At 70.5% G+C, this 15,558-nt stretch carries 13 protein-coding genes; 4 read left to right on the top strand and 9 right to left on the bottom strand.

Features of this window, described 5'->3' with window-relative positions; translation table 11 throughout:
- Positions 1–103 precede the first annotated feature (103 nt).
- Positions 104–1,246, bottom strand: a complete 1,143-nt coding sequence (locus tag WME79_RS33670) for a hypothetical protein (protein WP_437523156.1) — start codon at positions 1,244–1,246, stop codon at positions 104–106.
- Positions 1,247–1,261: 15 nt separating this feature from the next.
- On the opposite strand from WME79_RS33670, the gene WME79_RS33665 reads away from it, so the two are divergent.
- The gene (locus WME79_RS33665) at positions 1,262–1,897 is read left to right on the top strand and encodes a hypothetical protein (protein ID WP_437523154.1); all 636 of its coding nucleotides are present in this window, start codon (positions 1,262–1,264) and stop codon (positions 1,895–1,897) included.
- A gap of 164 nt (positions 1,898–2,061) precedes the next feature.
- Positions 2,062–2,445, top strand: a complete 384-nt coding sequence (locus WME79_RS33660) for a hypothetical protein (RefSeq protein ID WP_437523152.1) — start codon at positions 2,062–2,064, stop codon at positions 2,443–2,445.
- Here WME79_RS33660 and WME79_RS33655 read toward each other — a convergent pair.
- The 4 genes from WME79_RS33655 to abc-f all read right to left on the bottom strand — a co-directional run bounded on the left by WME79_RS33655 (position 2,403) and on the right by abc-f (position 7,508).
- A complete protein-coding gene (locus WME79_RS33655; protein WP_437523150.1) occupies positions 2,403–2,624 on the bottom strand; it encodes a hypothetical protein in 222 nt (73 codons plus the stop codon). The genes WME79_RS33660 and WME79_RS33655 overlap by 43 nt on opposite strands.
- Before the next feature lie 215 nt (positions 2,625–2,839).
- On the bottom strand, positions 2,840–3,097 hold the full coding sequence (locus WME79_RS33650) for a hypothetical protein (protein ID WP_437523149.1): 258 nt from the start codon (positions 3,095–3,097) through the stop codon (positions 2,840–2,842).
- 91 nt (positions 3,098–3,188) lie between these two features.
- A complete protein-coding gene (locus tag WME79_RS33645; RefSeq protein ID WP_437523147.1) occupies positions 3,189–5,759 on the bottom strand; it encodes an ATP-binding protein in 2,571 nt (856 codons plus the stop codon).
- Between the two features lie 126 nt (positions 5,760–5,885).
- A complete protein-coding gene (gene abc-f, locus WME79_RS33640) occupies positions 5,886–7,508 on the bottom strand; it encodes a ribosomal protection-like ABC-F family protein (protein WP_437523145.1) in 1,623 nt (540 codons plus the stop codon).
- Between the two features lie 279 nt (positions 7,509–7,787).
- Between abc-f and WME79_RS33635 the strand changes: the two genes are divergently transcribed.
- A complete protein-coding gene (locus WME79_RS33635) occupies positions 7,788–8,144 on the top strand; it encodes a Spx/MgsR family RNA polymerase-binding regulatory protein (RefSeq protein ID WP_437523143.1) in 357 nt (118 codons plus the stop codon).
- A 77-nt stretch (positions 8,145–8,221) separates the two neighbouring features.
- Here the strand turns inward: WME79_RS33635 and WME79_RS33630 are convergent, their stop codons facing one another.
- The 3 genes from WME79_RS33630 to WME79_RS33620 form a co-directional block, all read right to left on the bottom strand.
- Positions 8,222–8,941, bottom strand: a complete 720-nt coding sequence (locus WME79_RS33630; RefSeq protein ID WP_437523142.1) for a hypothetical protein — start codon at positions 8,939–8,941, stop codon at positions 8,222–8,224.
- Between the two features lie 281 nt (positions 8,942–9,222).
- Positions 9,223–10,341 carry a hypothetical protein gene (locus tag WME79_RS33625; RefSeq protein ID WP_437523140.1) on the bottom strand — a complete coding sequence of 373 codons (1,119 nt, stop codon included), beginning with the start codon at positions 10,339–10,341 and terminating at the stop codon, positions 9,223–9,225.
- Positions 10,342–10,403: 62 nt separating this feature from the next.
- Positions 10,404–11,888: a serine/threonine protein kinase gene (locus tag WME79_RS33620; protein ID WP_437523138.1), complete on the bottom strand. Its 1,485-nt coding sequence runs from the start codon at positions 11,886–11,888 to the stop codon at positions 10,404–10,406.
- A 1,207-nt stretch (positions 11,889–13,095) separates the two neighbouring features.
- Here WME79_RS33620 and gndA point away from each other — a divergent pair.
- Complete coding sequence (gene gndA / locus WME79_RS33615; RefSeq protein ID WP_437523136.1) at positions 13,096–14,628, top strand: NADP-dependent phosphogluconate dehydrogenase; 1,533 nt, start codon at positions 13,096–13,098, stop codon at positions 14,626–14,628.
- Positions 14,629–14,907: 279 nt separating this feature from the next.
- Here the strand turns inward: gndA and WME79_RS33610 are convergent, their stop codons facing one another.
- Positions 14,908–15,375: a hypothetical protein gene (locus tag WME79_RS33610; protein ID WP_437324019.1), complete on the bottom strand. Its 468-nt coding sequence runs from the start codon at positions 15,373–15,375 to the stop codon at positions 14,908–14,910.
- Between the last annotated feature and the right edge of the window lie 183 nt (positions 15,376–15,558).

Here is a 15,558-nt window from a genome sequence, read left to right as displayed (position 1 = left end):
GGCGGGCGAGGCGTGATCCGGCTTCCGGCGGCTTCCGGACCGCCGTGTCATCTCAGAGCCGCTGCGTCGCCGCAACGGCCCACTTTCGGGCGGCGCGCCGCGCTCACCGCGCGCCGCCGTCCGCTGCCGCCGCCGGCGCCGTGGGGGCCGCGCCGGCGGTCGCGGTCAGATCGAGCGTCACCATCGCCTCCTTGGCAACCTTGGGCGAGAGCACCTCGAGCGTCTTCTGGGCGAGCTTGCCGAACGCCTCGCGCGGGCGGACGTCGTGCTCGGCGAGCCCCACCGGGAACGGCTTCGCCGTCTTCACGGTGACGCTCGCGGGCCTTTCGCCCTCGTACCTGAACGTGGCGATGAGCTCCACGGTCCTCGGGGATTGCCGCTGGTGCAGCAGCAGGTCGCCCGACGCCGTGACGGTCACCGTCCGCTCTGCGCCGGACAGCTTCGAGAGGTCCTTCTCGCCGGAGGTCGAGATCGACCGGATCGCGAACTGGGCCTTCTCGTTCTTCGCCCGGACGTCGTCGGGCGTGTCCTTCGAGATCTCGAGCCAGGTGCGCGCGTGCTGGTTCTGCAGGTCGCTCTTCTTCTCCTCGCCGGGCTTGCCGTCGTCGCCCACGGCGGTCTGGAAGAGCTCGATCGTGGAGAGGTCGACCGTGATGAGGCCCGTCGTCCTCGTGATGTCGGCGGGGTCGACCTGGAGCGTCCCCGCGGCGGCGCCCGCGATCCGCCCGCGGATCTTCTCCTGCGGCGCATCCATCACGAGCTCGACCTTGCTGCCCGCGCGGTCGATCGCGAAGGCCGCCGCGGCGGGCGCCTTCGGCTCCGGCGCCTTGAGCTCGGTCGCGGCGGGCGCGAGGCTCGGCTGCTCCCCCTGGCACGCGGCCGCGCCCAGGCCGGCGGCCGCGAGCGCGAGGAGAAGCAAAGCCTTGGTCCGGATCGTCTTCACGCTCGCCTCCTGGATCTCTCGGGTTGTCGCGCGCCCGCGCACGACGGCGCGCAGCGGTCTCCACTTGAACAGGAAGGCCGGCGCCCGGGAAGGGAGATCGGGGTCATCGCCCTCGCTCGTCCGTCTGCTCGATGTGCGTTCCACGTCCGAGATACGTGCGAGCGGCGCCGTGGTTTCGGTGGCGCTGCGGTTTCGGTGGCGGCCGGCGGCGCGGTGCAGGGTGGAGCCCGCCGGGCCTGCGCTGCACAGCCGCGTGTGGCCTGCGGTGTGCACGAGGCGGTCGTCGAAGACGGAACGAGCCAACCGGAGACAACTGCAATGAGCACGCGACGACTCGCGGCGGCCGCCATGATCGCCGCCGGAATGATGGCGCTCGCCGGCGCGGCGGAGGCGCAGGGCGCGGCGGGCCGGGATCAGCACGTCCGGCCGGCAGGCAACATCCCTCCGGCGGATCAACCGCTCATCCGGCGCATCCCCGAGCCGTCCATCGCGGTCGAAGGCGGCTTCGGCATGCTGGGCTACGTGGGCGGCGCCGCGGGCGTCGGGCCGAGCTGGAACGTGCGGGTGACCGGGAGCATGTCGCCGCGCGTGGCCGTCGAGGCCAACTACACCGGCTCGGTGAACCAGCGAACGATCGTGGGGAAATCGCTCGTGATGACCTCGCTCGACGCGGGCCTGCGTTACAACATCCTGCGCGCTGACGAGGCGATCGTGCAGCCGTTCGTGGTCGCGGGCGTGGGCTACGTGGGCTGGGCGGGCCGCGGCGGCGACCCGTTCGCGGTGTCGGTGCCGCTCACCGCGGGCGTGGAGCGGCTCGTCACGCGCAACGTCAAGGTGGGCGCTCGGTTCAACGTCCGCCCTGCGTTCTTCGATGACCTGACCATCGGCGGCGTGACGAACCGGACAGGCGGAGACAGCTGGTCGCTGCTCGCGCACGGCGGCGGCGCGTTTTGACCAGGGCCATCGGGTCTTGACCTGGGCCGCGCCTGCGAGACGAGCGAGCGTGCGCCGGGCCCCTGTCTTCCCGTGGACGTGGAGTGGAGTACGCTGCCGCCCGCTCGGGCGGCGACCCGCCTTCGGGGTTCCGGGGCCGGGCTTCATCCACGGAGAACGACGGTATGAACACGCGCAGCGACTCGCCCCGTCGGGGCCTGAGCCTCTTCTTCACGGGGCTCGTCTTCACGGGGCTCGCGCTCGTCTCGGGCGCGGCTTGCTCCAGCCAGCAGCCGGCGACCCAGGGGACGTCGACGACGGCGGCGGGCGAGCGGCGGGAGAACGACTGTTCGACTGGGCCGCTCCTCGAGTGCCCCGAGGGCCAGCTCGACGGCTGCGCCAACGGGACCACCACGGAGCATCGATGTGTGGAGGCGGGGCGGGGGAGGTGCCTCGACATCCGGGCGGCGCTCGTGAAGTGCCTGGACGGCGAGATCCTGACGCACGACGGCTGCCCCGAGCCGGCCTACATGCAGCGGTGCGCGCCCAGGTCCGCGCGGCTGCCGTGAGGTGGCGGCCGGGGGGCGTCGCTCGAACAGTGTTCGCAGGAGTGCGCCGGGTCCCACTCGATGTCCTCGAGACCCAGCTTCCGCACCCACGCGAGCTCCCACATCTGCCTCGCGCTCACGTGGATCACGTTCCCCGAGCGGGGCATGTCGTTGGTGTTGATCCGTCGACGTCTGGACATGGGCTCTCCTTCTCGCTCGTTTGAGGGCGCCCATTCTGCCGTTGACGAAGCTGCCCGCCAAGGGCCCTGTCACCGAGATCGTCGGCGACAAGCCGCCTTGCGGTAGCCGTTTGAAATTCTCACGGGTCGATTTGATTTCTTCTCGCTGTCTGCAGCGCCCACCGGTTGCCCTGATGTCGCGCTTGCTGGCCGGGCGGCATCAGCGATGCTTCCCGCTACGCCGGCGCGCGGTTCGACCCCCGCGCGGGGGGCTTCGTCGTCGAGATGATCGGCCCCCCCGCGTACGAGCCGGCGCCGCCTTCGCTGCCCCAGCTATCGACCTCGTCGGGGGGAGCGCCCTCGATCTCGCCAGACGGCGTGATCGGCCCGCGGACGCCCGGGACATCCGCCTGCGGGACAGGCCACTTCTCCTCGCTGACCTCGTGCGCGAGGCGCAGGTCGCCCGGCGGATCGTGCGTCGTATCGACTCCCATGTTTCCTCCTTCCCGAGGACTCCTGGGACCGGCGCGCTTGATCGTCCACTCCTCCCCTGCGGCGGCTGTCCCGTCTGCCCGCCGCCCCCGCTCACCCCTCGTCCATGACGGGGATCGTGAACCTGAAGGTCGTCCCCACCCCCACGCGGCTCTCCACGTGGATCGTCCCCCCGTGCGCCGCCACGAGCTCCCGGGCGATGGCCAGCCCGAGCCCGGTGCCCTTGTAGCCGTTCCGCTGGCCGCGCCAGAACCGCTCGAAGAGGTGGGGCAGCTCGTCCTCCGGGATCCCCGGCCCCGTGTCGGCCACCGAGAAGACGACGTGCTCCTCGCCGCGCTCGCACCGCAGCGTGATCGCCCCCTGGGCGCCCGTCACCTGGAGCGCGTTGCTCAGGAGGTTGGTGAGCACCTGGAGCACCCGATCGCGATCACACGTGACGAGCGGCACGTCGTCGGTCGCCACGACCCCCAGCTGGACCCCCTTCTCCTGGGCCTGCGACTCGAACGTCTCGACCGCCTCCCTGCCGATCTCCCGCGGATCCTGCGGCTGCCGGCGCAGCGCCAGCCGGCCGGCGCGCAGGCTCGCGAAGTCGAGCAGGTCGTGGAGCAGCCGATCCATCCGGTGCGCCGAGCGCTGGATCGCCTGGATCGCCTTCGTGTCACCCTTCTCTCCCCGCGTCGCCGCGCGCTTCGTCATCACGGCGGCCGCCGTGAGGATCGCGCTCAGGGGGTTCCTGAGGTCGTGGGACACCGTGGCGAGCACGTTGTCCCGCAGCTCGATCGCGCGCTGCGCCGCCTCGTAGAGGCGGGCGTTGTCCGCGGCGAGCGCTGCCCGCTGCGCCAGGTCGTGCGCCACCGCGAGGTCCGCCTGGTCGTAGACCCGGCCGGACCCCGCCGTCGCCAGCGTGATGCAGCCGAAGGTGCGGCCCCGCGCGACCATCGGGACCACCAGGGCCGACGTGATCCCGAGCGCCCGCACGAACCGCCGGAAGGCGCCGTTCTCGTCGAGCGAGGCGACCAGCGGGTGCGACAGATCCCCGATGAGCTCCGGGCGCTCGCTGCAGAGGGCCCGCTCCAGCAGCGCGGCCAGCGGCGGCGGGGGATCCAGCTCGCGGAAGAGCGCCCGCGCCCTCTGGAGCTCCTCGGGGCGCGCGTGCGTCACCGTGATCCCGCGCGACTGCTCGAGGTCCGGGAGCGTCTGGATGACGCACCAGTCTGCCAGCTCGGGGACCGTCAGGTGCCCCACCCGGTCGAGCGTGCCCTGGAAGTCGAGGGTGTCGCTGAGGGCCGCGCTCGCGGCGGCCAGGAAGCGCTCCCCCCGCTCGGTGCGCGTCCGCTCCGTGATGTCGAAGAAGGTCACGACGGCCGCCATCACGCGCCCGACCGGATCCCGGACCGGCGCCGAGCGCACGAGGATCCGCCCCTGCGCGCCGTCGTCGCGGACGATGTCGATCTCCTCGTCGATCACGACCTCGCCGGTCGTGATCGTCCGCGCGAGGGGCCAATCCCGGGCCTCGTAGGGCCTGCCCGACCGCGGGTCGAAGCCCCGGCAGACCGCGTAGCCATCGATGCTGTGGACCTCCAGGAGCGGCAGCCCGAAGATCGCCCCGGCCTGGGTGTTCGAGAGGAGGACGCGCCCCGTCGGCGGCTCGGCGATGACGAGCCCCGCCGGCATCTGCTCGACCACGGTCGCGAGCAAGGCGCGGGCGTCGTCCGCCTGGCGCCGCGACGCGCGCTCCTTCGCGACGAGCTGCGCTTGCACAATGATGCCGGTCGCCCGGCTGGTCATCGTGCGCAGCATCAGCGCGTCGTCCTCGGAGAACTCCTCGGCGTTGCGGGAGCCGAGGATCGCGACGCCGATGGAGTGCCCCTCGTGGATCAGCGGCACGCCGTAGACGGCGCGAAGCCCCCTCCCCCGGATCTCCCGCGCGGTCACAGGCAAGCCGCTGGCCGCGGCGTCGAGCGACGTGGGCCCGCGCAGCGCGAGGACCGCGCGGGCGAACTCCCGCGCCGCCTCGAGCGGGGGCCCGGGCAGCGGCCCGTCATCGAGGCCGGCGGTCGCGTGGACCTCGAGGGCGTCCCCGTCCCCGAGCAGGACGATCGCCACGTCCACGGCGGCCGTCGCCTCCCGGGTGGCGCGGAGGAGCGCCTTCAGGAAGGTGTCCAGATCGCTGCTGCCGAGCGCGGCCGTCGAGATGGCGTCGAGCGCCTGGAGCAGGCGCACGCGCGCCGCCTGGTAACGGGACACCGCGTCGGCGATCGCCTCGTCGATCGTCCCGTTCAGCTGGATGAGCTCACGCCCCCCGTCCCCGCCGCCCTCCCGCTCCCAGAGCTCCAGGATCACGGCGCGGAGCGCCGCGTACTCCATCACGACGTCGGCGAGGTCGTACCCGTGGGCGAGCCGGCTCAACGCGTGGAGCCCAGGGACCCCCCGGTGCTTCCGGTCGATCGCGGCCGCCGCGCCCGCGCTGCGCGTGCCTTCGGCGATGTAGGCGAGGATGTCCGGGAGGTGGTCGATCGGCCTCGGCGCGGGCAGCCGCCGCGCCGGGCTGAGCGCCTGGACTCGACGCTTCCAGGCATCCAGGAGCGCGTCGTGGTGGCGCTGGATGAAGTCGGAGAGCCGCTTTGGGTTCGGTCTACCGAGCAGATCCATCGGGGACCTCACGATAGCGCGAATCCTTGAGCACGTGTTCACCTAGCGATGAATCGAATCGACGAAAGAGCGCAGCTCCCGGGCGGAGCTTGCTCGCCGCGCGCGCCACACACCGCGCACGCGCCACGTCGGCGCGGGTCAGCTCCGGATGCCTGGCGCCTCGTGTCCGCTCTGGGCGACATACTCCAGGTATCCCCCGCCATAGACGCGCGGCCCGTCGGGCAAGAGCTCCAGGACGCGGTTGGACAGCGCGGCGAGGAAGCGGCGATCGTGCGAGACGAACAGCATGGTGCCCTCGAACGAGGAGAGCGCCCCGACGAGCATCTCCTTGGTCGCCATGTCGAGGTGGTTCGTCGGCTCGTCGAGCACGAGGAAGTTCGGCGGATCATAGAGCATGATCGCGAGCACGAGGCGCGCCTTCTCGCCGCCGGACAGGATGCGACAGGGCTTGTCGATGTCGTCGCCGGAGAAGCCAAACGCGCCGGCGAGCGTGCGGAGCGAGCCGATCGAGGCCTGGGGGAAGGCCGCCACGATGGACTCCCAGACGGAGCGGGTCGGGTCGAGGAGCTCCATCGCGTGCTGCGCGAAATACCCCAGCTTCACGCTCGCGCCGACGTTCACCCCGCCTGCGTCCGGGGCGGAGGCCCCCGCGACGAGCTTGAGGAGGGTGGATTTGCCGGCGCCGTTTACGCCCATCACACACCAGCGCTCGCGGCGGCGGATCAGGAGGTCGAATCCGTCGTAGATGGAGCGCCCGCCGAACGACTTCTTCACCCCGCTGAGCCGCGCCACGTCGTCGCCCGAGCGCGGCGCGGGCTTGAACTCGAAGCGGATCGTCCTCCTGCGCTTCGGCGGCTCGACCTTGTCGATCTTCTCCAGCTTCTTCACGCGCGACTGGACCTGCGCCGCCTTGGCGGCCTGGGCCTTGAAGCGCTCGATGAAGCGCATCTCCTTCGCGAGCATCGCCTGCTGGCGCTCGTACTGCGCCTCGGCCTGCTGCTCGTTGATGGCGCGCTGCTGCTCGTAGAACTCGTAGTTACCGGAGTAGCTGGTGAGCTCGCCGCCGTCGATCTCGATGATCTTGGTGACGATGCGGTTCATGAACTCTCGGTCGTGCGAGGTCATGACGAGCGCACCGGCATACTGCTTCAGGTACCCTTCGAGCCAGATGATCGACTCGATGTCGAGGTGGTTGGTCGGCTCGTCGAGCAGGAGCGCGTCGGGCCTCATGAGGAGGATGCGGGCGAGCGCGACGCGCATCTTCCACCCGCCCGAGAGGGCGCCCACGTCGCCGTCCATCGTGGCCTGGCTGAACCCGAGCCCCGCGAGGATCTCGCGCGCCTTGGCGTCGAGCGCGTAGCCGCCGAGCTCTTCGTAGCGGGCCTGGGCCTGCCCGAAGCGCTCGATCAAGCTCTCCATCTCATCCATCCGCTCGGGGTCGGCGAGCGCGGCCTCGAGCTCGCGGAGCTCCGCGGCGACGTCGGAGACCGGGCCGGCGCCGTCCATGGTCTCGGCGACGGCGCTCCTGCCCTTCATCTCGCCGACGTCCTGGCTGAAGTAGCCGACGGTGACGCCGCGATCGATGGCGACCTGGCCGCCGTCGGGCGCCTCCTCCTTGGTGATCATCCGGAAGATGGTCGTCTTGCCCGAGCCGTTGGGCCCCACCAGGCCGACCTTCTCGCCGCGGTTCACCGCCGCGGAGGCCTCGAGGAAGAGGATCTGCTTGCCGTGCTGCTTGCTGATGGAATCGAGACGGATCACGAGGCGCGCTGCCGCTGGGGGCGGCTCCTTTCCGCGCCCCCTATAGCAGACAGCCCGTCGCGCGATGCGGCATTTCGTCCGCCGCTTTCGCCGGCGCGCGCCATGAACCGCCCGCGGTCAATCGATGCATTGCTCGTCTCCGGGCGCATTCCGGGCGCATTCCGGGCGCATTGCACAGGAGCCCTTTTTTTTCTCTCCTGCTATGAGCGCGCTTTCTATCTCCTTTTTCGCGCTCATCGGCGCTTGATGTCGCACGGCCGAGAGGGCAGAAGGCCCGGCATGAGCAAGGTCCAGATCCTCTCTTATGCCGGCTGCAGCACCTGCAAGCGAGCGCTGAAGTGGCTCGGCGAGCGCGGCATCGACGTCGCCGTGCGCCCCATCGTCGATGAGCCGCCGACGGCCGCCGAGCTCGCCCGGTGGGTCCCGGCGAGCGGGCTCTCGGTGCGCCGGTGGCTCAACACGAGCGGGCAGAGCTACCGCGCGCTCGGCAAGGCGCGGGTGGACGCCGCGAGCGACGCCGACGTCACGCGGTGGCTCACCGAGGACGGGAAGCTCGTGAAGCGGCCTGTGCTGGTGAAGGGAAACCGGGTGCTGGTGGGCTTCCGCGAGGACGACTACGCCGCGCTGTTCGGCTGAGCCCGCCACGCCCGGCTCCTGGTGGGCGGGGCTAGGGCGCGGCGCCAGGCCCCGTGGGGGGAGGGGGCCGGGGCGCCTCAGGGGGCCGAGGTGAAGCGGCCTCCCCGGACCTGGCTCAGCTCGAACGAGCTCTCCGGGTCCAGGTTGTTGTCCGTCGTACCGTTGCGCGAGCGGCGGATCACGACGTCGACGTCGCAGCTCTCGGGCTCCCGCGAGCTGGTCGCCTCCAGCTCGCCCGCCTCGATGGTGTACGTCCCCGGGTCGCCCCCCACATCGAACGTCTTGGAGAAGATGCAGTCGCCCTTCACGTCGATCACCATGTCGTCCCCGGACGCGCTCGGCGACCACGCGATCGTGAGGTCCTCGCCGCGCAGGACTGGCTCTCTGGGCAGCGCCTCGAGGTCGAACGGATCGGGGAGCGTCCCCACGTTGTTCGTCGCGTCGTCGTCGTCCTCGTCGTCGCGGTCCAGCAGCACCTTGATCTCGGTGCCTCCTGCGCCGACGTCGGCGTCAGCCTCGTAGACCCCGGAGCTCTCGGCGGACATCGCGACCGCCTCGCCGTCCACGGTCGCCGAGATCCGATCTCCCGCGCTCAGGATGACGTACGTGTTGCTCTCGTCGCCGCCGGCCTTGAGGGTAGCCCGCACGGTCGTCGACGACGCGCTCTCGGCGATCGCCTCCAGGGTCGCCGAGATCCCTCCGGTCTTGATCTGCTGCGAATCGAGCGTCTCCGTGCAGCCTGCGAGCAGACCGGAGGCTGCGACCGCGAACATGGCCATCGTGGTCTTCGTGATCATGAGTTGCCCTTTCCTCACCGCCTCACCCGCCTGGGCGCGTCGGCCTGTAGTTTTCCATGGGATACTACGCTCGGCCGCGCCCCACGACGAGGCGCAAGGTTCCGACGGTGCGCGGTGAGGCCATCGTGGATTTCCCTTGGACGTCGCATCGCAACGCGGCTTCGAGGCGGCGTGAGCGCGCGCTGCGCGTGCGCCACATCGCTGTGCGCACCGCGCTGCCGTGCGCGCGCGTGCGCCGCGCTACCGTGCGCGCGCGAAGGCGGCGACGGGCGCGGGCTGGTTCACCACTGGCTGCGCACCACGACGCCGCCGCCGGTCGGTCCCGCGAGCAGCGACCAGGTCACCGCGCCTGCTTGGTGGCGGTGCGCGGCGTTGGCTTGCGCGCCGGTGGTTGCGCTGGCCTGCGAACCGGACGAGGAGGGCTCGGTCAGGAAGAGCACCAACGCTGTGCCGGCCAGCGCCGCCCCGGCGCCGAAGCCGATCGTGCTCACCAGCCCCAGGTCCTTCGCGCGCTTTCCAGCGGCCTGCCCTTCGGCGGTATTGCATACCGCCCTGCCGGAGCCGACGTCGTCGCAGTCCTCATCCGCGCGGCGGCTCTCGTCGAGCGCCAGCACTCCCGTCACGCCCCCGGCGATCAGCCCGCCCAAGGCGAGCCCGCCCGTCACATAGGCCAGCACGCGCCGGCCGCTGGTCCCGGTCGGCGCCTGCGCCCGCGACGCGCCCTCATCGTGCTGCGACGGCGGCAAGGCGGACTGATGGGGCGGCTGATCCGTCGGCGTCGCGGGCGGCGGCGTGTCGGGGAGCTTCACCTCGAGCTCGATCGTCTTCTGCTCCGACTTCTCGATCGTGAACTGCATCTCGTGCACGGGCCCGCCCGGCGCCCTCGTCGTCACGACGTGCTCGCCCGGGTTGACGGGGAGCGCGATCCCGAGCGAAGGCCCCTCCAGCGTGATGCCGTCGCGCTGCACCAGCGTCCCAGCGGGCGCGTCGGCCGGCAGCGACAGCGTGAGCTGTGGAACAAGCGGCACGAGCGCGTCGCGCTGCTCGAGCACGATCTTGTAGCGATCGTACTGCTTGAGCTGCTCGGACTCCGACATGCGGGAGTAGAGCGCGAGGAAGTCGTTGTAGCGCGAGACCGCGGTCGCCGTGCGCCCCCACTTGGCCTCGCACTCGGCGAGCGTGAAGAGCCGTCCCGGGCGAGGATCGAGCCGATAGCTCTCGGTGAGGGCAGGGCAGCCGGTCTGGAACTTACCGGCCAGCATGTCCGCGAGGCCCCGGTTGAAGAGCGACTCGGCCACGGCCACGGCGTCGGGCTGCGCGCTCGCTGGCGCGGCGATAACAAGGCTCAGTAATCCGCTCAGGACAGCGCCGGGCCAGATGGTTCGCATCGGAGGTAACATGAGATACCTCCTTTGGGACCGCCCCAGGCAAAAAATCAGCGGGTTGTGGGTCGGCGCGGCGCTCAGTCTGCCCCGTAGAGCGACTCCCGCTCCTTGGGCTTCGCCGCAGGGGCGGGGGAGGCGGTCGGCGCGATCCTGCGCCAGGCGCCGGGCGGCGGCGCCGGGGTGCGCGGCGCCGGTGACGCCTTCGCGCTCGCCAGCACTTCGGGAGCGATCCCCAGCCTGCTGTTCGCGGGCGGCGCGGCGGCGGGGATCGCAGACGCCGCGAGGTCGGTCGAGCTGGGCGTGCCGGACGCCTCGAGGCGGGCTGCGCCTTGGGCGGCCTCGGGCGGCGTGGAGGGGGGCGCGGCGGCCGCTGCCTGCGCCGCCTGCGCATGCTCGGCGTTGCCGGGGGCCGGGGACCCGCCCTTGGTGAACGCGGCGAGGGCGATGGCGCTGCCGCCGACCAGGGCGATGGCCGCGACGGCGAGCGCGGATCGGCTCCGCGGCGCCGCCGCGGTGCCGGTGCCGGCGCCGGTGCCGGTGCCGACCCGGGTCTCCACGCCCGTGCTGGACGACTGGGCGGCCACCGGCATCGACGACCCGGGCCCCTGGCTGACGTGGCTATACCGCGGGATCGGCGTCTCCAGCGCAGCCAGGCGCGACGACCTGACCGTCATGGGGGCGATGTCGAAGACCTCGGCGAGCGCCTCCACCGTGGACGAAGCGGTCGGGAAGCGCGCCCCGGGCTCGCGCGCCGTCGCCTTCGCGAACCACGCGTCGAAGCCCGGGGGCAGCTTCACCCCCTCCTTCTCCGCGCGCACAGACGGGGGCTCCTGCGGGCCGTGCATCGCGATCACCGCGAACGCGAGCGAGTTGCTGTACTCGCGCATGTCGTTCAGCCAGTAGGCCTTGCCGACGAGGGTCGTGTACGCGATCATGCCGAGCGCGAAGAGGTCGACCGCGCGCGTGATCGTCTCGCCGCTGAACTGCTCGGGCGCCATGTAGAGCGGCGTCCCGAGGGCGGCGGTGTTCGCCCCTTCGACCGCGGTCTCGGCGACCAGCTTCGCGATGCCGAAGTCAAGCACCTTGATCCGGATCTCGTCGTCGTCGTCGCTCGCCGCGAGGAAGAGGTTCGCGGGCTTCAGATCGCGGTGGACCACGCCGGCCGCGTGCGTCTTGTCCAGGGCGTGCGCGGTCTGGCGCAGGTAGGCGATGGCGTTCTCCGGCGGCAAGCGCCCGCCGCGGCGGACGCGCTTGCTGAGCTCCTCGCCGCGGAGCAGCTCCATCACGAGGAACGGCATGCCGGTGTCCAGGTCGATCCCGGCGTCGAACACCTCGACGATGTGCTCGGTCGCTATGCGCGCGGCGATGCGCGCCTCGAGCTTGAACCTCGCGTGGAACTCGGGGTTCTCGGCGAGGTGTGGGTGCATGACCTTGAGCGCCCGCCGCCGATCCGTCTCGACGTGGACGACCTCGTAGACCGCCCCCATCGCACCCGTCGCGATGCTGCGCACGACGCGGTACCTACCAGCGAACAGCATCCCCTCGTTGAAGTTCAGCGACATAGTCTCACCCGCGTCGAACGAGGTTACACCACTTGGTCGGACGACCGCACTCGTTAACTTGCAAACTTTGCAAACTCTATGGCTGTAAGACTGCCCACATCGAACTCACGATGTAGGGAGCGCTCGCCATATCTGCTCTATGTCTGAGTTTGGTCTGTGTTTGCGCCAGATCTGCGCAGGCCGCGCGTCCTGCGCTGCTGGATGCCACGCGCCCCGCTCGCGGGGCGTCTCGACCGATCGTCGTCGGCGAGAAACCCCCGTGATTTCAGGGGTCAAAGGGCCCTCCGGCGGCGGCGTGGCGCCCGTCCGTTCTGATCGTTTTTCACGACAGACACATCGACATCGTCAGTGGCACTGTCCGACAGGCAGGCGCGCGCCAGGGGAGCGCGAGCGCAAGCGCCGCATCAGAGCACGAGCACCGTGAGCAGCCGGGGCCCGTGGGACACGTCGAACCCGCCGATATCGAGCTTGCGACCGATCGTGTAGATCGTCTGGTCGAGCGGATGCTGGATAGGATACCCTGGCCGATCGCCTCCACGTTGTAGGACAGCTCGGTGAGCGGCGGAGCCGGCTGAGGTACGAAGTCAAGCGGAGCCGGAGCCCCGCGGACACATCGCCGGAGAGCGCGATCCTCGTCGCCTCGTCGACCTCGCGCCCGACGCTGGGGACCGCAGGATCCGCGGAGAAGGCGTAGCGCACCGGGCCGGCGCCGCCGTAGAGGCCAAGGTCGCCGAACGGCGCGAGCCGCGGCCACTCGCCGCTGCCCATCCGGCGTCGCGGTCGGTCACCGGATCGACGGCTCGACGTCGCCCTTCAGCTTCAGGTGGACGGCGTCGAGGCCGCCCGCGCGTGCTCCGCGAGCGCCTGCCATGCGGCCAGGCGGCTCGCGGCGCTCGCCTCGCGCGCTGGCGCTGCGAGCGCCGCGAGCGCCGCGACCGCGTCGAAAGGGCGCGCGAACGGAGGCCTGCGAGCGCCGGGCCCGGTCGCATCGGCGAGAGCGTACCATGGCACACGAGCGCACTGGACGCCGCGCCGCCGGCCTGCTCAGAATGCGCGCCCGTGGCTCCCAGCCGACCCAGCGAGATCGACGGCGCGCGGGCCTGCGGCCTGCGTTTCGCGGCTCGCGGCTTGCTGACCCGTCGTCCTGGCCGCGCAGCGCAGCGGTCGCTGACGGCGAAAGAGCCACGTGTGAAGGAGAAGAACCGGGATGAATGATGCCACATCCAGCTGCGACATCGGCATGATCGGGCTGGCCGTCATGGGCGAGAACGTCGCGCTCAACATGGCCGACCACGGGTTCAAGGTGGCCGTGTACAACCGCACGGTGCAGGTCGCGAAGGACTTCGTCGCGAGGAACCCGAGCACGCCCGGCGGCCTGGTCTGCTGCGAGACGCTGAAGGATTTCGTCCGCGCGCTGAAGAAGCCGCGCAAGGCGGTGATCCTGGTCAAGGCCGGTCCGCCTGTGGACATGGTGGTCAAGCAGCTCATCGAGGCGGGCGTCGAGCCGGACGATATCGTCGTCGATCTGGGCAACTCGCTCTGGACCGACACCATCCGCCGGGAGCAGGAGTACGCGAAGCAGTGCAAGTTCTTCGGCTCGGGCGTCTCCGGCGGCGAGGTGGGGGCGCGCTTCGGCCCCTCGCTGATGCCCGGCGGCGATCCCGCGTCCTGGCAGCACCTGGAGCCGATCTGGCGCGCGATCGCCGCCAAGGTCGATCCGGCGACCGGCAAGCCGATCGAGGGTGCGTCCCCCGGCAAGCCGGTGGAGGGCGGGGTCCCCTGCACGGCGTACATCGGGCCGAACGGCGCGGGCCATTACGTGAAGATGGTCCACAACGGCATCGAGTACATCGACATGCAGCTCATCTGCGAGGCGTACACGCTCCTCGACGGGCTGCTCGGGTTGTCGAAGGACGAGATGTCTCGGGTCTTCTCCGAGTGGAACAGCGGAGATCTCGACTCGTACCTCATCCAGATCACCGCCGATATCCTCCAGCAGAAGGACCCTGTCCAGAAGGACAAGCCGTTCGTCGATTTCGTCCTCGACACGGCGGGGCAGAAGGGCACGGGCAAGTGGACGAGCAGCAATGCGCTCGACATGGGCATTCCTGCGAACGCCATTGCGGAGGCGGTGTTCGCCCGTTGCCTCTCTGCGCTGAAGGACGAGCGCGTCGAGGCCTCGAAGCACCTCTCTGGCCCGACCCCGACCCCGGTCGTGGACCGGCAGGGGACGATCACGGCGATCCGCGACGCGCTCTATTGCTCGAAGATCTGCGCCTACGCGCAGGGCTTCCAGCTCATGGCGGCGGCGCAGGCGGAGTACAAGTGGACGCTTGATTTCGGCACGATCGCGAGCATCTGGCGCGGCGGCTGCATCATCCGCGCCCGCTTCCTCCAGAAGATCACGGAGGCGTACACGCGCAATCCTGGCCTGACGAACCTGCTGCTCGATCCGTACTTCAACGATCAGATCAAGCAGGGGCAGGCGAACTGGCGCAAGGTGGTGTCGATCGCCGCGCAGAACGGCGTCTGGGCGCCTGCGTTCATGTCGGCCCTGTCGTATTACGACGGGTATCGCGCGCCCCATCTGCCTGCAAATCTCCTGCAGGCTCAGCGAGACTACTTCGGGGCGCACACCTACGAGCGCACGGATCAGCCGCGCGGCAAGTTCTTCCACCTCGACTGGCCGCACCCCTCCCGTCCTCAGCTGGACATCAAGGGCACCGGCGGCGGGCACTGACGCCCGGCGCGATTCCCGCCCTCAGGGCTCGAAGCCCGTCTCGACGTCTCCCTCCACCCCACCATCCGCCACCAACGTGAACGTGGACGTTTACGTGGTCGTGGTCGTGGTCGTTCACGGCCTATCGTTGACGACCACGACCACGACCACGTAAACGTCTACGACCACGTAAACGTCTACGACCACGTAAACGTCTACGACCACGTAAACGTTCGAATGTAGGAGAACGCGGCGCGAGGCTTGGCTGACGCCTCGGGTCGGGCTCCCGGCGAGGCCCCCTCAGGTCAGGCTGATCCGAGGCCGAAGGTTCTGCTCGCGCAGGAACGGCTCGAGGTCGTCGACGATGTCGAGCTGCACCCCTGCCAGGCTCATCGCCGCCGCGATCGTCTGGATCCCCATGCGTCCGAGCTTGTTCATCTCCGGGGGCGGGCGGACGACGATGTGCTCGATCTTGTCGCGCACGTTGAGCCCCCACTGGGTCAGGATCACGCGCGCCTCGCTCTCGTACCGCACCATGAGCGCCATGTCGTAGATGAAGAACGCCCGCTCCCCCGGGCGCATGACGCCCACGAGCTTCTGGTACGCGTCGACCGAGATGAACCGCGCGGCCTCACCGGTCGCTACCGTCTCCCGCAAGAGCTGAACGACCATGCCCGCCGGCTGCGTGATCCACACGCCGACGCTCCCGGTGTCGTCGAGCAGGTGCGGCTGCCTGCGGAACGCGAGTCTGCGGTTCGACGGGAGCATGTCTCTAAAGACAATAGCCATTCCGGCCACCGGGGCCCGCCCGCGACGACCGGAAGCGCCCCACCCGCCCGACCGGTCCGGTCGAGCCGAAGCGCGCTGTTGTTTCACACATCACCGGCCAAGCTCCTCCCAGGGGGTCAACGCTGCGTCATGGTGGTCGCAAAAAACGGATTCGGCCAGAAA

It is taken from the genome of Sorangium sp. So ce726 (assembly GCF_051521405.1).
Taxonomy (GTDB): Bacteria; Myxococcota_A; Polyangia; order Polyangiales; family Polyangiaceae; genus Sorangium.
This window is presented reverse-complemented; position numbering and strand designations above follow the sequence as displayed.